The sequence below is a fragment of the Acidimicrobiia bacterium genome, assembly GCA_036271555.1.
In the GTDB taxonomy this organism is placed as follows: Bacteria; Actinomycetota; Acidimicrobiia; order IMCC26256; family PALSA-610; genus DATBAK01.
The window spans coordinates 1-20,371 of the sequence record DATBAK010000012.1; the positions used below are offsets into that span (position 1 = coordinate 1).

General features: G+C 69.6%; 21 protein-coding genes, 1 tRNA gene and 1 pseudogene. 11 read left to right on the top strand and 12 right to left on the bottom strand.

Going from position 1 to position 20,371, the window contains the following annotated elements; all coding sequences use genetic code 11:
- Window positions 1-114: 114 nt before the first annotated feature.
- A complete protein-coding gene (gene leuS, locus VH914_04950) occupies window positions 115-3,036 on the bottom strand; it encodes a leucine--tRNA ligase (protein HEX4490539.1) in 2,922 nt (973 codons plus the stop codon).
- Window positions 3,037-3,101: 65 nt separating this feature from the next.
- On the opposite strand from leuS, the gene VH914_04955 reads away from it, so the two are divergent.
- Window positions 3,102-3,174, top strand: a tRNA-Ala gene (locus VH914_04955).
- Here the strand turns inward: VH914_04955 and VH914_04960 are convergent.
- Window positions 3,166-3,309, bottom strand: coding sequence for a hypothetical protein (locus tag VH914_04960; GenBank protein ID HEX4490540.1), 144 nt, complete (start codon window positions 3,307-3,309; stop codon window positions 3,166-3,168). The two genes, VH914_04955 and VH914_04960, sit on opposite strands and share 9 nt — an antisense overlap.
- Window positions 3,310-3,510: 201 nt before the next feature.
- On the opposite strand from VH914_04960, the gene VH914_04965 reads away from it, so the two are divergent.
- The 5 genes from VH914_04965 to VH914_04985 all read left to right on the top strand — a co-directional run bounded on the left by VH914_04965 (window position 3,511) and on the right by VH914_04985 (window position 6,346).
- The gene (locus VH914_04965) at window positions 3,511-3,786 is read left to right on the top strand and encodes a type II toxin-antitoxin system Phd/YefM family antitoxin (protein ID HEX4490541.1); all 276 of its coding nucleotides are present in this window, start codon (window positions 3,511-3,513) and stop codon (window positions 3,784-3,786) included.
- Window positions 3,783-4,049, top strand: coding sequence for a type II toxin-antitoxin system RelE/ParE family toxin (locus VH914_04970; GenBank protein HEX4490542.1), 267 nt, complete (start codon window positions 3,783-3,785; stop codon window positions 4,047-4,049). The genes VH914_04965 and VH914_04970 overlap by 4 nt, the downstream gene beginning before the upstream one ends.
- Window positions 4,050-4,116: 67 nt before the next feature.
- The gene (locus VH914_04975; protein ID HEX4490543.1) at window positions 4,117-4,368 is read left to right on the top strand and encodes a hypothetical protein; all 252 of its coding nucleotides are present in this window, start codon (window positions 4,117-4,119) and stop codon (window positions 4,366-4,368) included.
- 81 nt (window positions 4,369-4,449) lie between these two features.
- A complete protein-coding gene (locus VH914_04980; GenBank protein ID HEX4490544.1) occupies window positions 4,450-5,832 on the top strand; it encodes a right-handed parallel beta-helix repeat-containing protein in 1,383 nt (460 codons plus the stop codon).
- Between the two features lie 25 nt (window positions 5,833-5,857).
- A complete protein-coding gene (locus VH914_04985; protein ID HEX4490545.1) occupies window positions 5,858-6,346 on the top strand; it encodes a VOC family protein in 489 nt (162 codons plus the stop codon).
- A 10-nt stretch (window positions 6,347-6,356) separates the two neighbouring features.
- Here VH914_04985 and VH914_04990 read toward each other — a convergent pair whose 3' ends face one another.
- The 8 genes from VH914_04990 to VH914_05025 form a co-directional block, all read right to left on the bottom strand.
- A complete protein-coding gene (locus tag VH914_04990; GenBank protein ID HEX4490546.1) occupies window positions 6,357-7,142 on the bottom strand; it encodes an SDR family oxidoreductase in 786 nt (261 codons plus the stop codon).
- On the bottom strand, window positions 7,100-8,350 hold the full coding sequence (locus VH914_04995; protein HEX4490547.1) for an MBL fold metallo-hydrolase: 1,251 nt from the start codon (window positions 8,348-8,350) through the stop codon (window positions 7,100-7,102). The genes VH914_04990 and VH914_04995 overlap by 43 nt, the downstream gene beginning before the upstream one ends.
- Entirely contained in the window at window positions 8,347-9,363 is a 1,017-nt protein-coding gene (locus VH914_05000; protein ID HEX4490548.1) for a zinc-binding dehydrogenase, read from the bottom strand. Before VH914_05000 ends, VH914_04995 begins: the two co-directional genes overlap by 4 nt.
- Window positions 9,363-10,613: a sulfotransferase gene (locus VH914_05005; GenBank protein ID HEX4490549.1), complete on the bottom strand. Its 1,251-nt coding sequence runs from the start codon at window positions 10,611-10,613 to the stop codon at window positions 9,363-9,365. The genes VH914_05000 and VH914_05005 overlap by 1 nt, the downstream gene beginning before the upstream one ends.
- Before the next feature lie 21 nt (window positions 10,614-10,634).
- Window positions 10,635-11,111: a DUF3565 domain-containing protein gene (locus VH914_05010; GenBank protein ID HEX4490550.1), complete on the bottom strand. Its 477-nt coding sequence runs from the start codon at window positions 11,109-11,111 to the stop codon at window positions 10,635-10,637.
- Between the two features lie 9 nt (window positions 11,112-11,120).
- Window positions 11,121-11,963, bottom strand: a complete 843-nt coding sequence (locus VH914_05015; protein HEX4490551.1) for a DUF929 family protein — start codon at window positions 11,961-11,963, stop codon at window positions 11,121-11,123.
- Window positions 11,960-12,508, bottom strand: a complete 549-nt coding sequence (locus VH914_05020) for a disulfide oxidoreductase (protein ID HEX4490552.1) — start codon at window positions 12,506-12,508, stop codon at window positions 11,960-11,962. The genes VH914_05015 and VH914_05020 overlap by 4 nt, the downstream gene beginning before the upstream one ends.
- A gap of 64 nt (window positions 12,509-12,572) precedes the next feature.
- The gene (locus tag VH914_05025) at window positions 12,573-12,947 is read right to left on the bottom strand and encodes a hypothetical protein (GenBank protein ID HEX4490553.1); all 375 of its coding nucleotides are present in this window, start codon (window positions 12,945-12,947) and stop codon (window positions 12,573-12,575) included.
- A gap of 67 nt (window positions 12,948-13,014) precedes the next feature.
- On the opposite strand from VH914_05025, the gene VH914_05030 reads away from it, so the two are divergent.
- The 3 genes and pseudogenes from VH914_05030 (at window position 13,015) to VH914_05040 (ending at window position 15,348) form a co-directional block, all read left to right on the top strand.
- A complete protein-coding gene (locus VH914_05030; GenBank protein ID HEX4490554.1) occupies window positions 13,015-13,956 on the top strand; it encodes a TauD/TfdA family dioxygenase in 942 nt (313 codons plus the stop codon).
- 92 nt (window positions 13,957-14,048) lie between these two features.
- Window positions 14,049-14,849, top strand: coding sequence for a G1 family glutamic endopeptidase (locus VH914_05035; protein HEX4490555.1), 801 nt, complete (start codon window positions 14,049-14,051; stop codon window positions 14,847-14,849).
- Window positions 14,850-15,114: 265 nt separating this feature from the next.
- Window positions 15,115-15,348 (top strand): annotated as a pseudogene (locus tag VH914_05040) (NAD-dependent epimerase/dehydratase family protein).
- Here VH914_05040 and VH914_05045 read toward each other — a convergent pair.
- Window positions 15,333-16,259 carry a hypothetical protein gene (locus tag VH914_05045; protein ID HEX4490556.1) on the bottom strand — a complete coding sequence of 309 codons (927 nt, stop codon included), beginning with the start codon at window positions 16,257-16,259 and terminating at the stop codon, window positions 15,333-15,335. The pseudogene VH914_05040 and the gene VH914_05045 sit on opposite strands and share 16 nt — an antisense overlap.
- Window positions 16,260-16,377: 118 nt before the next feature.
- On the opposite strand from VH914_05045, the gene VH914_05050 reads away from it, so the two are divergent.
- Complete coding sequence (locus VH914_05050; protein ID HEX4490557.1) at window positions 16,378-17,565, top strand: zinc-dependent alcohol dehydrogenase; 1,188 nt, start codon at window positions 16,378-16,380, stop codon at window positions 17,563-17,565.
- A gap of 29 nt (window positions 17,566-17,594) precedes the next feature.
- The gene (locus VH914_05055) at window positions 17,595-18,398 is read left to right on the top strand and encodes an SDR family NAD(P)-dependent oxidoreductase (protein ID HEX4490558.1); all 804 of its coding nucleotides are present in this window, start codon (window positions 17,595-17,597) and stop codon (window positions 18,396-18,398) included.
- On the opposite strand, the gene VH914_05060 is transcribed toward VH914_05055, so the two are convergent.
- Window positions 18,399-20,228, bottom strand: coding sequence for an NAD(P)/FAD-dependent oxidoreductase (locus VH914_05060; protein ID HEX4490559.1), 1,830 nt, complete (start codon window positions 20,226-20,228; stop codon window positions 18,399-18,401). It lies immediately after the preceding gene.
- Window positions 20,229-20,371 lie beyond the last annotated feature (143 nt).

Genomic DNA, 20,371 nt, shown 5'->3' on the forward strand with positions numbered 1-20,371 from the left:
CGACGGAGTAGATCGGGACTTCGTGAGCGCGCCGCATCGACATCTTGCGCATGTCGCGCACGATTCCGCGATCATGCTCGGCGACGCCGGGAAAGTCCGCGCTCGGGCGCCGAGCTACTTGACGATGTTCACCAGGCGGCCCGGCACGACGATCACCTTCCGGGGCTCGGCACCCTCGAGCAGCTCCACGACCTTCGGGTCGGCCAGCGCGGCTGCGCGCACCTCGTCGTCCGACGCCGACGCCGGCACCGTGATCCGCGAACGGACCTTCCCGTTGACCTGGATCGGGTACTCGGCGGTCTCCTCCACGAGGAGCGCCTCGTCCGCCACCGGGAACGGTGCGTAGGCCAGGGACTGCGGGTGACCGAGCATCGACCACAGCTCCTCGGCCAGATGCGGGCACAGCGGCGAGAGCATCAGTACCAGCGGATCCGCCACCGACCGGGGCAGACCACCCTCGGGGTAGGTCTTCGTCAGGTGGTTGGCCAGCTCGATCAGCTTCGCGGCCGCGGTGTTGTAGTGCATCGCCGGGAAGTCGGCGCGCACGCCGTCGATCGTGCGGTGCAGCAGGCGCAGTGTGTCGTCGGAGGGATCCCCGGCCTCGGCGACCCGCAGCGAGCCGTCGTTCTCGTCCACCATCAGGCGCCACACCCGCTGCAGGAAGCGCTGCGAGCCGACGACGTCGCGGGTCGACCAGGGGCGCGAGGCCTCCATCGGCCCGGTGGACATCTCGTAGAGCCGGAAGGTGTCCGCCCCGTACGTCGCGCACATCTCGTCCGGGGTCACCACGTTCCGCAGCGACTTGCCCATCTTCCCGTACTCCCGGGTGACGGGCTGACCGTTCCACATGAATCGTGTCGTGCCGTCCGGGCTGTCGGCGGACTCCACGACCTCCTCGGCGGGCACGTACACGCCGCGGGCGTCGATGTAGGCCCAGGCCTGGATGTATCCCTGGTTGAACAGCCGGCGGAACGGCTCCGACGCGGACACGTGACCGAGGTCGAACAGCACCTTCTGCCAGAACCGCGCGTACAGCAGGTGCAGCACCGCGTGCTCCACGCCGCCGACGTAGAGGTCCACGCCGCCGGGGTCCGCCGGTCCGAAGACCTCCGGGCGCGGGCCCAGCCAGAAGCGCTCGACGTCGGGGTCGACGAACCGCTGCGTGTTGGTCGGGTCCAGGTAGCGCAGGTGGTACCAGCACGAGCCCGCCCACTGCGGCATCGTGTTGGTCTCCCGCACGTACTCCGCCCAGCCGCGCTCCGGGTCCGACGCCAGGTCCTCGGAGAACGAGGTCCACTCGGTGGCGCGGGCCAGCGGGGACTCCGGGGCGGAGTCGCGGTCGTCGGGGGCGAAGGTCTTCGGGGCGTACTCGTCGACGTCGGGCAGCAGCACCGGCAGATCGGAGTCGGGCAGCGCGCGCGGGATGGACGGCCCGCCGTCGGACTCGCCGTCCGCGACGTAGGCCACCGGGAACGGCTCGCCCCAGTAGCGCTGGCGGCTGAACAACCAGTCGCGCAGCTTGTAGGTGATCGTGCCGCGGCCCCAACCGCCGCGTTCGAGGCCCTCGATCATCTTGCGCTTCGCGTCGACGACGTGCAGACCGTCGAGGGGGCCGCTGTTGATCGCGGGACCGTCGCCCACGTAGGCCTTGCCGTCGAAGTCGTCCGGCGGCTGCACCGTGCGCACGATCGGGAGCCCGAACTGCTCGGCGAACTCCCAGTCGCGCTCGTCCTGACCCGGCACCGCCATGATGGCGCCGGTGCCGTAACCCATCAGCACGTAGTCGGCGATGAAGATCGGGATCTTCTCGTCGGTGACGGGGTTCAGTGCGTACGCGCCGGTGAAGACGCCCGTCTTCTCCTTCGCATCGGCCTGCCGCTCGAGCTCGCTCTTGCGCGCCGCGAACTCGCGGTACTTCGCGACCGCCTCGGGCGGCGTGACATCGGCACCGAAGATGCCGCGCCAGCCGGCCGGGCAGCGCGTGAACGACGGCGCCACGATCGCGTCGACGAGCGGATGCTCGGGCGCGAGCACCATGTACGTCGCGCCGAAGAGCGTGTCGGGGCGGGTCGTGAACACGCGGATGTCGATGCCGTCGTGCTTCACGACCGGGAACCGGATCTCCGCGCCGACGCTGCGACCGATCCAGTTGCGCTGCATCAGCTTGATGGAGTCGGTCCAGTCGAGCAGGTCGAGGTCGTCGAGCAGCCGCTCCGAGTAGGCGGTGATCCGCAGCATCCACTGCTTCAGCGGCCGCTTGAAGACGGGGAAGTTGCCGCGCTCGCTGCGACCGTCGGCCGTGACCTCTTCGTTCGCGAGCACCGTGCCCAGCGCGGGACACCAGTTGACCGGCGCTTCGGCGATGTACGCGAGCCGGTGCGCGTCGACGTAGTCGCGGCGCGCGCCGTCGTCGAGCTCGCTCCAGGTGCTGCCGTCGTCGGGCCGGCGGGTGCCGGTGTCGAGCTCGGCGACGAGCTCGTTGACGGGCCGGGCGCGATCGGCGTCGGTGTCGTACCAGGAGTTGAAGATCTGCAGGAAGATCCACTGGGTCCAGCGGTAGTAGGCGACGTCGGTCGTCGCGACACTGCGGCGCGGATCGTGGGCCATGCCGAGGCGGCGCAGCTGCCGGCGATAGGTGTCGATGTTCTTCTCGGTCGTCTCGCGCGGGTGCGTGCCGGTCTCGACCGCGTACTGCTCGGCGGGGAGGCCGAACGCGTCGAAGCCCATCGTGTGCAGCACGTTGAAACCGCTCATGCGCGAGAAGCGCGCGTACACGTCGGTGCCGATGAAGCCGAGCGGGTGGCCGACGTGCAGGCCGCTGCCGCTCGGGTAGGGGAACATGTCGAGCACGTACCGCTTCGCCAGCCGCGCGCGCGGCGCGTTCTCGTCGCTCAGCAGACCGGTCGGGTTCGGCGTGTAGAAGGTGTGATGCTCGGCCCAGTAGTCCTGCCACTTCGTCTCGATCGCGGTTGCGAGCGCGGCGTTGTAGCGATGGGCGGGGACGTCGTCGTGCGCGTCGGCGGGCCGGTCGGTCACGCTTCGCAGGCTACCGAACGGGGTCCCGGCGACCGGGGCTCGTTCCGTTACAGTGAACGGGCTCCGGGGCTGTAGCTCAGTTGGAAGAGCACTTGCATGGCATGCAAGGGGTCGTGGGTTCGAGTCCCATCAGCTCCACTTCGCGGAAGCAAAGCCGACGGCGTTCACTCGAATTCGGATCGTCGGCACGATCGGCGCGGCGAGGTACGCGAACTCGTTCATGCTGCCGAGAACGCTGCGACTCGCCGTCTTGGCGACTTGGTGTGTTGCCATCGCGCCAACCTCGGGTTCGACGAACGCGCGCGGAATCTCGGCCCGGAGAAGGTCGGCCGGAGCGACGGGAAACCGGTCGAAGACTGCGGCCGCGAGCGCGAGCGCGACGAGAGCAGGGAGCAAGGTCAGATCGTTGACGAAGCGCACGACCGGGACCGTTTCCGCGGCCGAGACGCCGCGCACATGACTAGAATTCTGGTCATGTCCGACACGACGCTTCCGCTCGCCGAGATCAAGAAGCGACTCTCGGAGATCGTCGACGGCGTCGAGGCTCGTCACGATCGTGTGGTCCTCACCCGCAACGGCAGGCCCGCGGCGGTGCTCATCTCGCCCGAGGATCTCGAATCGCTGGAAGAGACGCTCGAGATCCTGTCCGACCCGGAGGCCGTCCGCGCCATCCGCAGCGCGGAAGCAGAGATCGATGCCGGTAGCGCTCTCGATGCTCGGGAACTGCGCGCCAAGTACTTGAAGCGATGACCTGGACGCTGCGAGTTGCAGCGTCTGCGGAACGCTCGCTCGGCCGGCTACCCGAAGGTGTCGCGGCCGCGGTCGTCGAGTTCATGGTCGGCCCGTTGAGCACCGAGCCCGAGCGCGTGGGCACGGCCCTGCACGGTGAACTCGCCGGCGATCACTCTGCACGCCGCGGCGCGTACCGCATCGTCTACCGGATCGTCGCGGACGAGCACACTGTTCGCGTCGTGCGGATCGAGCACCGCGCCGACGTGTATCGCCCTCGCTAGACGCACGCCGGAACACGACGGCTCAGGAGCGCTCGCCGGCCAGTGCCATCTGGAGAACGACTGCCGGATGCTCTTTGACATCGCCTCGACGGCGGGCCTCACCCTGCTCGGGTTCGTCCTCGGTCGCACGACGGGTCTGCCGAACTTCCGAGACGACATCGGAAACTGGACGGAGCCGCTCGGCTTGGCCTCGATCTTCACCGAAGGCGTGACGGTGCTTCTCGGTGCCGACAAGGTCGCGACGACGCCACGCATCGAGCGAGGAGGACTGACGACGGCGGTCGTCGGCGCCGAGCAATCCTTCAGCCGCGCCCTATAACCCCCACCCGCGGGTGGACAGAGGCGGTCGGTGGGGCGCGATGATGCGAGCGTGCGGGCGGTGCTGCGATCGGTGTGCTTGGTGACGGCGGTCGTCGCGCTGATGATCCCGGCGGCGGTCGGCGCAGGCGCGAGCACGCCGACCACCCCGAGCCCGGGTTCCGCGCCGCTCATCGACTGCAGTCGTGCGAACGAGCACGTCACGATCACCGTCAGCTCGCGCCTCGACCCGCACTGCACGTACACCGGCGGGTTCGACATCACCGCGTCCGGCGTGATCCTCGACTGCCGCAACGCGCTCCTGAAGCGCGCCACCGGCGACGTGAACGCGATCGCCGTCTACACCGACGCCGACTCGAACCTTTCGAACGTCACGATCCGCAACTGCCGGATCGACGGTTTCTCGCACGGTGTCGACATCGCGCGCAACGGCGTGAACCAGCTCGCGGCCGGCCACGAGTACGACCACTACCTCCGCAACGTCACGGTCGAAGACACGCACATCAGCGACACGCACGCCGTCGGCATCTACGTGCACCCGTACGTGACGCGCACCACCCTCCGCCGCGACGTCGTGACCGGCGCCGCGAGCACCGGTGTGTACCTCGACGAGGGCTCGCTCCGCGCGCGCATCGTCGACAGCGTGTTCGGCGCCAACGGCTTCGTCGAGAACGGGCCGGGCGGCACGAACACGACGTTCAACGGCGTCGGCGTGCGCTTCTGGGGACCGGGTCGTGAAGGCATCGCGGTCGACGGCTCGAGCGACAACCTGATCCGCGGCAACCAGCTCCTCGGCAACTCGGCGGGCGGCGTGTTCCTCTACACGAACTGCGGCGAGAACGTGCACACCGATCCCGCCGACTGGCTCGACCACCGCTACGGCGCCGAGCACAACACGATCGCCGGCAACACGATCGTCGGCGCCGGAACCGGTGTGTGGATCGGGTCGCGCATGGGCGAGAACGTGTACCCGATGGATTGCAGCGACGTGCCGTACGTGTCCGGACCGTTGCAGGCGATCACCCTCGACCGCGCCGCGAAGAACACGGTGCGCGGCAACACCATCGTCGGCGCCGACTTCGGCGTGCGCGTCGAGGACGACCACGCGATCGTCAGCGGAAACACGTTCAGCGCGTCGAATCCCGCGGACTCTGCGGTCGTCGTCGGCACGCCGTATCGCGCCTCCGCGCTCGCCGAGCCGGTGAAGGACACCGAGGTCGCGCGCAACGTGTCGACCATCGTCGGCAATCACAGCCCGTACCGCTGGGTCGACGGCGTCGCCGCGCTGCACGACGACCACAACGTCGCGCTCGGTGCGGCGAGCGCGACGTGCGAGGCGCCCGACATCCCGCGCGGGCCGTTCGTGATGGTCTACGCCATCGCGCTGCAGGATCCGTCGCAGCCGCCGGTGCCACCGCCGGACTACACCGTGCCGTCGCTCGGCGTGCTCCCCGCCTGTTCGTAGCGTCGCCGCCGTAACATCCACGGCCGTGTCGAACATCGGCGGTCTGCTCGCACTCGTCGGTGCCGGTCTGTTCCAGCAGGCGTTCGTCGTCGCCGATCTCGAGGCCGCCGAGCACTCGATGCGCGCCGGCCTCGGATGCAGCGAGTTCGTCGACCTGCCCGCGACCGATCTCGAGTACGAGCTGCGCGGCGAGCGCGTGAGCGCGGCGCTCGCGATCGGGTTCGCGCGCAGCGGCAACGTGCAGATCGAGCTCATTCAACCGGTGCGTGGTCAGAGCCTGCACGCGGAGTTCCTCGCCGCGAACGGGCCGGGCGCACATCATCTCGGCTTCCTCGTCGACGATCTCGACGGTTACGTCGCGCGTGCGCACGACCTCGGATTTCCGAGACTCATGGGTGGCCGGTTCGGCAGCTTGCAGTTCTGCTACCTCGACACGCACGACGCGCTGGGTCTGTACACGGAGCTCGTCGAGGATCCCGACGGCATGATGCAATCGCTCATGCCCTGGCGCTGACGCGCCGCGATCACAGCGTGAGATAACCGCCGTCGACCGCGAGCACCGCGCCGGTGACGTAGCTCGCAGCGCGCGACGACATCCAGAGCACCGCGCCCGCGACCTCCGCAGGCGCACCGAGTCGCCCCATCGGGATGTGGCGCAACTCGGTGTCGAGGATCTCCGGGAGTGCGGCCATCGGCGCGGTCATCGGCGTGTCGATGACGCCGGCCGCGACCGCGTTCACCCGGACGCCGACGCCCGACCACGCCACCGCGAGGTTCCGTGTCAACGACAGCAGCGCGGACTTCGCGGCGCCGTAGCCGGGCACGATCGGGTTCGCGCGGTACGAAGTCATCGACGCGATGTTCACGACACTCGCGCCGCCGACCGCATCGCTCGCCGCGAGCGCGGCGCGCACGCCGGTCGTCAGCCGCATCGCGCCCAGGAGGTTGAGCTGCACCGCCTCCGCGAAGACGTCGGGCCGCCACTCGTCGCGCCCACCCGGCAGCGTCGCGCCCGCGTTGTTGACGAGCACATCGAGCGCGCCGACGTCGGATGCGAGACGGTCGATCGCCTCGGGATCCGTCATCTGCAGCGAACCGAACGAGAAGCGCGACAGATCGACGTCGTATTCGTCTGCCGATGCACGCGTGCCCGTGATCGTCACCTCCGCGCCCGCGTCGACGAACGCCGACGCGATCGCATGGCCGATGCCGCGCGTGCCTCCGGTGACGAGCACCCGCGTACCCGAGAAGTCGAACGCAACGCCGTTCACGACGCGCCGCCGAGCTTCGTGATCGCGCGCCGTAGCCACGCCGACTCCCAGAAGTTCGTCGACGCCGCGAGCAGCGCCGCGTGCGCGGCGACCGCGACGTCGATCGCGCCCGCGTGCGTGCGCTCGACGTCGAGCACGATGTCGGCGAGATACAGCGCGGCAACCGGCTCGCCGCCCGCGAGCCGCGCCTGCGCCGCCGCCACCAGCGCGTCGGCACCGGCCGCGTCGACGAGATCGCGCGCGATCACCGACGGCGGAACGTCGTAGAGCTCCGTGGTCGAACGGTGATGGAACCATCCCGTATAGAGCTCGTAGATCGCGCGCACGTTCCACGCGGTCTTGCCGTAGCCCTCACCGACGTCGAGTTGTTCGGGAACCGCGACCGAGCGCATGAGTGTGTGCACGTCGGCACCCGCGTTCATCCCGTCGACGACCTGATCGTGCACCGCGCGCATCGCGTCGCGCAGCGCCGTGATCTCCTCTGCGATGCGCGCGCGGCCGTCGACCGGCTCGAAGTGGCCGGTGATCACACGCTCGGGGGCGAGTGCGAGCACGCGCTCGATCGAGCGGATGTACTCGAGCGGGTCGCGGTAGCGGTCGCCGCGCATCGTCACGAGGTTCGGCACGTGACCGAACAGCGGTCCGAACAGGTTGCCCGTGAACGCGATGCCCTCGTCGGGGAGCCAGACCACGAGCGAGTCGGTGGTCTCACCTCCGGGCACGGCGAGCAACTCCATGTGCCGGCCGCCGACGTCGAGCTCGAGGCGATCCTCGAACGTCACGGTCGGGCTCGGCTTCGACTGCGCGGCCGCGGCGCCGACCGATTGCGCGTGCTGCATCGCCGCGAGGATCGGCTCGATGAATGCGAACGCCGCGTTGGACGAACGGAAGTGCTCGAGCCGCGCGTTGTCGTCGCGCCACGTCTGCCAGTTCGCGTGCGCGATCACGTCGGTCGTGCCGTCGGGTTCGAGGAACGTGTCGACACCGCCGACGTGGTCGAAGTGCCCTTGGGTGAGGATCACCGCGCGCGTCGGGCCCGCGGCGACGGCGTCGTACTTCCGCCGGTGGTACACGCCCTCGAAGCCCATGCCGGTGTTGACGACGATGCGACCGTCGTCGGTGCCGAGGCAATAGCTGTTCGACATCCCCGTCGACATCCAGATGCGGTCGCCGATCGGCTGGGCGGGCGCGTCGGTCGCGGGACTCATCGCGTCGGCGCCCGGCCGTTCGCGCCAGATGCCGCTCATCGTTCGTCGCCGATCATGACCATGACCTTCCCGCAGTCCTTGCTGCCGGCGAGCACCGCCAGCGCGTCGTCGAACCGGTCGAGCGGCACCCGATCGGTGATCATGACCGACAGGTCGCGCCGCATGAGCAGCTCGAGTCCCGCTTCGAACCGCTCGGGGTATTCCATCGACCCGCGGATCGTCAGCTGCTTCGCCATCACGAGCAGGAAGTTCGTGCTCACCGCTTCGTAGTGGAGCGCGACGATTGCCAGCCGCGCGCCCCGGCGCGCCCGGCCCACGAAGTCGGTGATGACCCGGGCCGCACCGGACGCCTCGATGTACACGTCGGTCGCGGGCGCAGCTCCGAACATCGATCGGGTCGAGCCGTGGAGCTGCGCGAGCTCGCGCCACACGTCGTCGGTGCGCGGATCGAGCGCGGCCTCGGCGCCGAGTGCGACCGCGAGCTCGCGCCGCCGCGCGCTGAGATCGACGCCGACGATGCGAGTCACACCGCGGTCGCGCAGCGTCGCGATCGCGGCGAGACCGATCGGGCCACAGCCGAAGACCGCGACGCGCTCCTCCGCGGCCGCGTCGGACTGCTCGACCGCGTGCATCCCGACGTTCAGCGGCTCGGTGAGCGCGGCGATATCGAGGGGCATGCCATCCGGGACGCGCAACAGCCGGTCGCCCCGCGCCGCGTCGCGCACGAGCACCTCGCGCGCGAGACCACCTTCCGGAGCGCCGTTCCCGATGCGCCCGAGCTCGTCGTCGCCCGGGTGCACGACGACGCGGTCACCGACTGCGATACCACGAGCATCGCGGCCGACCCACTGGACCACACCCGCCAGCTCGTGGCCGAGCGGCATCGGCTCCGGGCCCGGACCCGCGACTCCGCCGTGGCGGATGTAGCCGAGATCCGTGCCGCAGATGCCGCACGCGACGACTTCGACGACCACGTCGCGCGCACCGGGAACGGGCGGGTCGACGTCGTCGACGCGCACATCGTCGACACCGTGCACGCGCACCTGTCGCATCAGTGCACCTCGGCGCGGATCTGCGGGAACGCGTCGAGGTAGAAGCCGAACCGCTCCCGAACGTCGTCGGGTTCGAGACCGAAGTCGCCGCGCAGGTCGTAGGCGACGCTGCCGTCGCGGCCACGCGGGTTGCTCGCGATGTAGTCGGCGAGCGCGGCACGCGCATCATGAGGCAGGTCGATCCCGGCGCGGTCGAGGATCCGGCACGCGGTCGCGAGGTCGTCGGCCATGAACGCTCCGAACTCCACGTCGACGCGCTGATCCTTCGGGACGACGTCGAGATCGCGCACCGCCGAGCGCAACAAGCGTTCGAGCCGGTCCACCCAATACGTCGCGAGCCCGTCGGCGTCGATCTCGACGCGCCGCAGCCGGTCGCCGTAGGCGAGCATCGTGATCGCCGACTGCAACACCGCGACGGGATCGCGCAGCGTGAGCGCGATCGTCGCGTCCGGGAACGTCTCCATCAACGCCGGAAGCTGCTCGAGGTGCTGCGGCGTCTTCAGCACCCAGCGACGCGGGCCGCGCAAGAAGCTCAGCACCTGCAGCTCTCTGCGCAGGAACGCGTAGTGCACGCGCTGGTCGAGCGCGAGGTACGTGTCACGCCACGACGGCACGCGCGCGTGCCACTCGAGCGTGTACGAGCAGAAGTCGAGGTCGACGAGCTCGCAGTCCTCCTCGATGCTCCACGGCGGACGGTCGTGCATGTGCTGCGTGAGCGGTGCGGCCTTCTTGCCCGCGTCCCAGTCGGCCAACGACCGGAGGTACCGCGGATCGACGCCGTCCCGGGCGGGCCCGTCGCCGAGTACCGGCACCGGCTCGACGCACTCCCACCACGGCAGCGCACGGAAGCGCGTGTCGGCCGCGAGCAGGTTCACCAGATGCGTCGTGCCCGAACGTGGGAGACCGACGACGATCACCGGCGGTTCGAGGTCCACATCGAGCGCCTCGGGATACCGGCGCACGAAGTCGTCGAAGCGCAGGCGCGCGCCGAGCAACCCTTCGAGTCGTCGGCGCACGAGGAAGCGACCGAGTCCCGAGAGGCCGGTGTCGAGGTTCACCGCGTCGACCTGCGCGCGCAGCCGGTCGAGCACCGTCGGATCGTCGAAGGTGTCGAGACCCGTGACGCGCACCGCCGACTCCGTGATCGCGTCACCTGTGAGATCGACCTCGAGCGAGCACGCGAAGTCGTACAGCGCCTGCTCGCGCGCGTCGCGCCGGGGCGTGCGCAGGTCGGTAATCCGATGCTCCACGAACGGGAAGCCGAGTGGAGATCACACCCCGGGCGCAAGTCCCGGTTGCAGGAAGTCCACTTCCAGCTCCACCGGCCCTTCGACGACCACGCGATGCGCGACGCCGGGCGGGATCGGCTGCGCGTCCCCGCCCCGAAGCAAACGATCGATCGGCGGCTCCGTGTCCGTCACGAAGCGCGCCGAGCCGCTCGTCACCCGGACGCGTCCCCACACGTCGTCGGCGACACGATGATCGCGCCGGAGACCCTGCGGCAGCGTGGTCGCGTCGAACGGTCCCGCGGTCCGGACGACGTGCAGGTCGTCCGGGAGCTCGGCGCGATCACACAACGGGCACTCGATCTCGGTCCCGATGCGCGCGCCGCGGCCCGACGCGGTCGTCACCCACTCGCGGTCGAAGAACGGCGGCCGGTGACGGACGTGTTGGCCGTGGAAGCACGAGAGGTCCGCGACCCACTCGCCGGCGTCGTCGGCGTGGAAACCGATGATCGTGCGGATCACGCGAGCGTTCTATCCGTTCGGCAGCGACGAGCAGACCGCCGCGGGCTGACCGTTCGTGATCCCACAGATCGCGGCGATGAGCCCGTTCGCAGCGCCGATCGCACCCTTGGCGATCGCGCTGGTGGGATCGTGCAGCGCGCTCGCGATCTCGTCGAGGCTCTTGCCCTGCAACAGCGACGGGTCGTAGGTCACGCCACTGCTGACGTACTTCCCCGCGAAGTCGATGAACGGGATCCCACCGTTCGCCGCCGGGTTGGATCCGATGTACGGAACCTGGTCGTAGGTCGCGAGGATCTGCTGCTGCGCGCTCGTCGGCGTCTCGAGCGTCTTGTAGCCGTCGCCGCTGCGCACGTTGCTCTGCATCTCGACCCCGGTGAACGCGAGGTACCGGCTCGTGTACGTCGAGCCGTGGAACGAGAACGTCTGCGTGTTCGGGAAGACGTCGGTCGACGACGAATGCGTCGTCTTCAGGTTCGAGAAGGTGCCGAAGCGCGAGAGCGCGACGACCATCGCCCAGCGCTCGGTCGCGCAGTACGGGCAGTACTCCGCGCCCATGTAGAGGACGTGCGGTTTCCCGTCGAGCGTGAGCGCCGACGCGTTGATCGACTTCGGCGCGCCGGTCGCGGTGCCGGCCCCGACCGCGCTGAACACGGAAGCGGGAACCGACGTCACCTGCTTCGCGAGCGCGGCCGACGCGGGCTTCTCACCGCCGCCGCCGGACGAGCCGCCGGTCGCGACCGCGGCGACGAGCGCGGCGCCGATCAGCACGACGGCCCCACCGATGATCCACCAGCCGCGCCCCGAGCTCGCTCGGGCCTGCGGACGGCGCGGTCGTTTTGCTTGCTTGCTCACGATTCCTCCTCGGATCGGGTTCGGCGCACGCACAGCGTCATCGTGATCACGAACACGAACGCGGCGAGCGCCATGAAAGGCAAGGACACGAAGCCGAACTCCCACACGTAGCGAGTCGTGCAGGGATCGGTCGTCGAGCAGAACGAAGAGTGCTGGTGGGGAAAGGCCTGCAGCTGCGTCTGGTAGACCGCGAACAGCGCGCCGATCGTCGCAACCGGCACGACGTACCACGCGATCGCGCGATCACGACGCGCCGCCGCGACCAACAGCACGATCGCGAGCGGGTACATCGCGATGCGCTGGTACCAGCACAACCGGCAGGGGGTGAAGTGCGCGACCTCGGAGAAGTACAGGCTCCCGAGCGTCGTGACGAGCGCGACGATCCACGCGAGCCAGAGGCCGGATTCGCGCAGCTCGTCGAAGCGGCGCGACCACACGCCGCCGAACCGGTGCGCCGCGTACGCGGTCGCGATCGTGACAACGGTCGCGACCCAGCACAGCAGCGACAACAACGCGAAGAAGCGCGAGAACGTCTCGGTACTCACAAGTGCTCCTCGACGGCGCCAGGATCAACCGGCGCGACCAAGCCGCGCGCGGACGCGCGCGCGGTCAGATGCCGAGAAGGACGCGCGGCGGGCGGAAGCGGCCGCCGTCGAGCAGCCGGCTGCGCGCGAGCGCACCCGATCGCGACCGGCGGAGGCGCGTCACCGCGAGCGCCAAGCCCGCGAGCGCAGCCGGAACGACGAGCGCGACCGCGAGACCGGCTCCGGAACCGAGCGCGATCCCGCCCGAGCATGCGGCGTCACGAAGACACGGGATCGAAGAATGCGAACCCGACACCGCGGTCGACGGCGCACCGCCATCACACGGATGGGTGCACGACGTCGAGGTCGCATTGCTCCGCACACCGAGCCCGATCGCGAGCACGAGGCCGAGCAGCCCGATGCACATCGCGACCATGAGCCGCCGGCCGACGTCGATCACGCCCGCGAGCATAAGCGGGTGCACCGCGCCCCCCGGACGCAGCCGCCTGCTGCAGTACCGTGCCGCCATGACGACGATCACCGTGGAGCCGGTTCGCGACGACCTCCACTTCGGCGCCCGCATCGGCGGGGTCACGCACGAACGCCTCGCCGACGCCGGCGTGCGGACCGCGATCAACGACCACTTCGAGGAGTTCGGTCTGCTGATCTTCGAGGGCGTCGACCCCACGCCCGCGATGCAGGTCGCGATCAGCACCGTGATCGGACCGTTGAAGGATCATCCGAGCCAGGCCGTGCACCGCGCCGGCGGCGACGACATGCTCGGAGTGATCGAGATGCGTCACGAGCCCAACGCGCCGGGCAAGATCGAGATCGACGGTCGCGAGCTTTCGTCGTGGCTGCCCTGGCACTTCGACCACTGCTACAACGACCAGCTCAATCGCGCCGGCGTGCTGCGCTGCGTCGAAGGTCCGAACGACGGCGGTCTCACCGGCTTCGTCGACGGCATCGCGCTCTACCAGGCGATCAGCCCCGCGGCGCGCGCACGCATCGAAGGCGAGACCGTGATCTACGCGATGGACGTGATCATGGGGAACCTGCGCTACGGACGGCCGGACGATCTCGTCGAAGTCGAGCCCGCCGCGCAGTCGACCGACGTGATGGCCGAGTTCGCGGGTCGACCGCGCGCGCTGCATCCCGCGGTGTGGACGCGTCGCACCGGCGAGAAGGTGCTGCACGTGTCGCCGTGGATGGCGAAGGGCGTCGAAGGTCGCGAGCCGGCCGACGCGGACGCGCTGCTCATGGACATCTGCGACGAGATCGTCGAGGCCGCGCGCGGTCTCGGCTACTTCCACCGCTGGCAGCCGACCGACATGCTCGCCTGGGACAACTGGCGCTGCCTGCACTCGGTGTCGGGGATGGACCCGGAGCACGTGCGCTGCATGCACCGGACGACGATCGAGGGCGACTACGGCCTCGGCCGCTTCGAGGCCCCGCCGTCGGCGAACTGACGAGCCACCCGCGCCGCCGTATTGACAGTCCGTCGGCCGCCCCTCGACCATGGTGCGGGCGCGAGGCACGCGGTCGGGGCGGAGGCGGGGCGATGCGGCGTTCGGCGACACTCGTGACGGCGGCCGTGATGTTGCTCGGCATCGCGTTGCCGATCGGGAGCGCGGCCGGCGCGGCCGACGGTACGGCAGGTGCCGACGCGGGGCCGGCACGCGGCATCACGAACACCGCGCTCACCTCGCGCAACTGGGCCGGCTACTTCACTGCCGCGCCGAGCCGCGGCACCGACTTCAACGCGGTCGAGGCGACGTGGACGCAGCCCACGGTGCGATGCGAGGCGAAGACCGCGTGGACCGTCTTCTGGGCCGGGCTCGACGGCTGGTACGACGGAACGGTGGAGCAGGGCGGGTCGTCGGCGCGCTGCTTCCGCAAGGGCGGAACCCCGCAGTACTCGCTGTGGTGGGAGATGTTCCCCACGAACGCGATCCAGACCGTGGTCCCGATCGAGGCGGGCGACACGATCACCGCGCGCGTCACGTACACGCGTGCGACCAAGGTGTTCACGATCAAGGTCCGCGACACGACGACCGGCAAGGGCTTCACGCGGCAGGAGAAGTGTGGCCGCGGACTCACCTGTGACCGCAGCTCGGCCGAGGCGATCACCGAGGACGTCGAGATGCTCGGCAGTTCGGGCTACTTCCCGCTCGCCGACTACGGAACGATGAGCTACTCGGGCGTGCGCGCGACCGACATCACCGGCCACTCGGGCTCGATCAGCGACGCGCACTGGGACCACGCCCGCGTCCGCGAGCACAAGGACGGCGTGACCTACGCGACCGTCTCTCCACTGCGCAGCAACGGCACCGCGTTCTCCGTGACTTGGAAGCACGCGTAGCCGCTTCTCGCCAACTCGCGAGAGCACGCGAACCAGCTTCGAACGTCGCGCGCGCCATTGCGGCGTGACGTTTCGCATACGCGGTGCGCGCGCGGTTGCGATCGCGCCGGGCGCGGGTACTCGGACGCGAACCGAGCGGAGGGTCATGTCGCTCAATCCGTCGGACGAGAAGGGCATCCCCGTCGAGGACCAGTTTCGTGCACCGCGCGAGACGCTCGCGGCGCACCGGGCCGGACGATGAGCACTGGTTCGACGCCGCTGCGTCACGTGGGACGCCAACGCAATCGGAATCCGGCGCGTGCTGCGCGCGGTCGCAGCCGCAGGTGTGGACGCGTTCGTGCACGCGTCGTCGGTCGGCACCTACTGCCCCGGCCGCGAGGATCACCTCGTCGACGAGTCGTGGCGGCGACCGACAGCATCCCGACCGCCGCCGACGGACGAGAAGGCGTACGTCGAACGCATGCTCGACGCGTTCGAACTCGATCACCCGGACGTGCGCGACCGCCTCTCCGACGGCAACAACGAGCGCTCGAGCCTTCCGAGCGTGGTCCCGTAGACGACGTGGCTCACCAGCAGGTTGGTGGCGCGCACGGCGCCCTGCCGGTGCCAGCGCGGGAGGATGCCCGCGGCGGGCACCCAGCCCTCGTAGCTCACGAGCAGCAGACCCGCTGCGAGCTCGAGCCCGTGTCGCACCGAGCGGCGCGCGCTCCGAGGCCCGATGAACGCGCCGAACAGTGCGCCGCCCGCCGCTCCGTAAACCGCATGCGCGCACGCGGCGGCACACCGCATCATCCCGTCCGGCAGCAGGCGCGCGGGGAGGAAGTGGTCGACGATGACGCGCGGCGGTGTCCGTTCGTCGTGCTCCAGACGCTGCAGGGCGAGCATCGGGACGCTCATCACCGCGGTCGCCGCGAGGCCGTGGAGCGCGCCTCTCGTGAGGCGCTGCCGGAGCGAATCGCGCGTCGGCGCCGACGCATCCGCAGACGCGCCGAGCACGTGCTGCAAAGCCTCGGGCCGTTCGACGGTGACCGTGAGTGCCGGATGGCGCACGAGGCCGAGGGGATCGATGCCGCGAACCGGCTCGCGGAAGCGGATGCACGCGCCGGCGCTCGTCGCGGTCCCGAACGTCAGCCCCAGGTCCGAGAGCGACAGGCGTGCCGGTCCCGCGATCTTCCACGCGCGGAACGGACCCGTGACCGACACATCGGCGACGTTCGCAGTCGGTGTGCGTACGACCCACGGTCCGAAGCGAGCGTGCAGCATGTCGCCCTCGACCTCGACGTACGCCGTCCGCGGTGTGACGCCGAACAGCCGCGACGACGCCAACAGCCGGGGCTCGTGCGCGAACCCGAATTGCGCCTCGCCCGCGAGCACCGGATCGGAACCTTCGGGATGCGCGACGTTCGCCATCACCGCTTCGTACCGCGCGCGGTTACAGCGCGAAACGCGATCGCGGGCGCCGGCACGTCACGCGCGTCACCGAAGCGCGTCGCCGATTGACGCGGCACGAGTCGGGTAGGAGCGCCGCATGCGAGCATTGACCTGGCACGGGAAGCGCGATGTACGCGTCGACACCGTCCCCGATCCGACGATCGAGAGCAGCACGGACGCGATCGTCCGCGTGACCTCGAGCGGCTTGTGCGGATCCGACCTTCACCTCTACGAGCTGTTCGGTCCGTTCATCGGCGAAGGCAACATCCTCGGGCACGAGCCGATGGGTGTCGTCGAAGCGGTCGGGTCGGGGGTCACGAACGTGAAGCCCGGCGATCGCGTCGTCGTGCCGTTCAACATCTCGTGCGGCCATTGTTGGATGTGCACGCACGGACTGCAGTCTCAGTGCGAGACGACGCAGGTCCACGAGCACGGCACCGGCGCGTCGCTGTTCGGGTACACGAAGCTCTACGGCGAGGTCGCCGGCGGTCAGGCCGAGCTCATGCGCGTGCCGCACGCCGACTATGGCCCGATCTGCGTTCCCGAAGGGCCGCGCGACGAGCGCTTCCTCTATCTCTCCGACGTCCTGCCCACCGCATGGCAGGCCGTGGAGTACGCGGCGATCCCCGACGGGGGCACCGTCGCGGTCCTCGGCCTCGGCCCGATCGGTCAGATGTCGGCGCGCATCGCGCGCCATCGCGGTGCGAGCCACGTGTTCGGCATCGACCTCGTGCCCGAACGGCTCGCGATGGCCAAGCGCCACGGTGTCGAGACGTTCGACCTCACCGAGTACGACGATCTCGCCGCGGAGCTGCGCGAGCACACCGATGGACGCGGCCCGGACTCGGTGATCGACGCCGTCGGCATGGAAGCGCACGGGTCGCCGGCGTCGAAGGCGGCGCAGGCATTCGTCGGGATCCTCCCCGACCCGATCGCGTCGAAGCTGATGCAGAACGCCGGCATCGACCGGCTCGCCGCGCTGCGCGCCGCGATCGAGATCGTTCGTCGCGGCGGCACCCTGTCGATCAGCGGCGTCTACGGCGGTGCGGTCGATCCGCTGCCAATGCTGCAGATGTTCGACAAGCAGCTCGCGCTGCGCATGGGACAGGCGAACGTGCGGCGCTGGGTCGACGACATCATGCCGCTGCTCGACGACGACGACCCGCTCGGTGTCGAGGATCTGGCCACGCACCGCGTGCCGCTCGAGAAGGCACCCGACGCCTACGCGATGTTCCAGCACAAGGAAGACGGCGCGATCAAGGTCGTCTTCGACCCTGCCTTGTAAGACGAGACATCGAGACGAGGAGCTGCCGCATGGCCGCCACCGATACCGCGCTCCGCCCGCTTGCCGTCGTCACCGGCGCGTCGAGCGGTATCGGATTCGCACTCGCGCGCGAGCTCGCGGCGCACGACTTCGACCTCGTGGTCGCGGCCGACGACGCCGCGATCGACGATGCCGCGCAGATGTTGCGCACGACCGGCGCCGGCGCCGATCCGGTCCGAGCCGATCTCGCGACGTCCGACGGCGTCGAGCAGCTCGTCGCCCGCACCGAGGCCGATGGCCGCGGTGTCGCCGCGCTCGTGATCAACGCGGGTGTCGGCGTCGCCGGCCCGTTCGTGGAGACCGACGTGCAGGATCATCTGCGGCTCGTCGACCTGAACGTGCGCGGCGCAGTCGAGCTGGCGAGTCGCGTGCTGCCCGCAATGGTGGAGCGCGGTCAGGGTCGCGTGCTCTTCACGTCGTCTATCGCGGCGACGATGCCGGGCCCGTACATGTCGACGTACAACGCGTCGAAGGCGTTCCTCTACTCGTTCGCGCAGGCGCTGCGCACCGAGTTGAAGGAGTCCGGCGTCACCGTGACTGCGCTGATGCCCGGCCCGACCGACACGAGGTTCTTCGAGCGCGCCGACATGGAGGACACCAAGCTCGGCCACTCCGACAAGGACGACCCCGCCGACGTCGCGCGCGACGGCTACGAGGCGATGATGGCGGGCAAGGACCACGTCATCGCCGGATCGCTCAAGAACAAGGCCCAGGTCGCGGCGGCGAAGGTTCTTCCCGACACCGCGCTCGCGAAGACGCACGCCAAGATGAGCGAGCCCGGTTCCGGAAAATGATCAGCGGGCGCTGAACTCGAGCCCTTCGAAGGCGCCGGAGTTGCGCCACTTGTCGATGAACTCGAAGTAGGCGACGGGTCCCGCCGGGTAGCCGGCCATCCCGAACCGCGCACGCGAGCTCAGCGGCTGCCCCTCGTTGTTGTAGTAGCCGGGCGTGCAGTCGGGGCTGCCGAAGATCGACGACGCAGCTCCGGTCTCGAGCAGCTCCATCCATTGTTCCTGGGCCGCCGCGCTCACCTCGACCTCGTCGGCACCCGCGTCGAGCGCGCGCCGCACGACCGCGGCGATCGTCACCCCCGCGTCGGCGAGGTTCGACGTCACGTTCGAGATCAGGTTCGCACCCTGCGCGAACCCGATGATGAACAGGTTCGGGAAACCGTGCACGTGGATGCCGTGCATCGACTCCATGCCATCTGCCCAGGCGTCGGAGAGCCGCACGCCGCCGCGACCGATCGTGTCGTACCCGGCACGCCGGTCGTACGCGGTACCGACTTCGAACCCCGACGCGTAGACGATGCAGTCGAGGTCGTAGTGCACGTCGCCGACCCACACCCCGGTCTCGTCGATCCGTTCGACACCCTTGCCGTTCGTGTCGACGAGGTGGCAGTTCGGCTGGTTGTACGCCTGCAGATACTCGTCATGGAAGCACGGTCGCTTGCAGAGCTGCCGGTACCACGCCTTCAGCCCGTGCGCGGTGTCGGCATCCGCGACCACGGTGTCGCACCGCGCGCGGATCTCTTCCATCTTCTCGTCGTCGCTCTCGAGGAACGCGCGCTCGACGAGCTGGGGCGTGAACTCCTCGCCGGTCGAGGCCATCGCGACGATGCGGTCCCGGATCCGCTGAGAGATGTCGGTCCACCCGTCCTTGACGAGGTCCTCGTCGGCGAAGCCGCCGGTCTGCAGCGTCGCGAAGTTCATCAGCCACTCGCGCTGCCAGCCCGGTTCGAGCGTCGCGAACCACTCGGGATCGATCGGATGGTTGTTGCGCACGTCGACCGACGACGGCGTGCGCTGGAACACGAACAGGTCCTGCGCGTCGCGCGCGAGGGGCGGGATGCACTGCACCGCGGTCGCGCCGGTACCGATGACCCCGACGCGCTTGTCGGCGAGCTTCGTCATCGGCGCGCCGCGCCAGTCGCCGCCCGTGTACTCGTAGTCCCAGCGGCTCGTGTGGAAGCAGTGACCGCCGAAGGTCTGAATCCCCGGGATGCCCGGCAACTTGGGTCGGCTCAGCGGCCCGGTGCCCATCGCGACGAACTTGGCGCGGAACGCGTCACCGCGATCGGTGTGCACGATCCAGCGCGCGGCGGCGGCGTCCCACTCGAGCTCGGTCACCGCAGTCGAGAACAAGACGTCGCGGTACAGGTCGAACGTGGTCGCGATGCGATGACAGTGCTCGAAGATCTCGGGGGCCGGCACGTACTTCGCCGACGGCCGGTGTCCCGTCTCCTCGAGCAGCGGCAGGTAGATCATCGCCGCGGTGTCGCACATCGCGCCCGGGTAGCGGTTCCAGTACCACGTGCCGCCGAAGTCGCCGCCGACCTCGACGATGCGCACGTCGTCGATCCCCGCCTGCTTCAGTCGCGCGCCGACACACAATCCCGAGAACCCGCCGCCGATCAGCGCGACGGTCACCTCGTCGAAGCACGGTTCGCGCTCGACGCGCGTGACGTACGGGTCGTCGACCATCGACGCGAACCGGCCCGTCGGTTGCAGGTACTGGTCGTTGCCGTCGGACCGCAGCCGCTTGTCGCGTTCCTCGCGGTACTTGGCCCGCAGCGCGTCGTGGTCGATCGTGTCGTGATCGATCGTGTCGTGATCGATCGTCATGCGCCGTCCGCGCCCGCAGAATCTTGCACGCGCCGTGCAAGGTAGCCCATCGCGATCACCGCGCGCGCCCGGTCTGAGCGGCGCGCGGATCGCGGCCCCACGCGTGCCCCCCGCCGCTCGCGTCATGCTGGACGCGTCGAGCG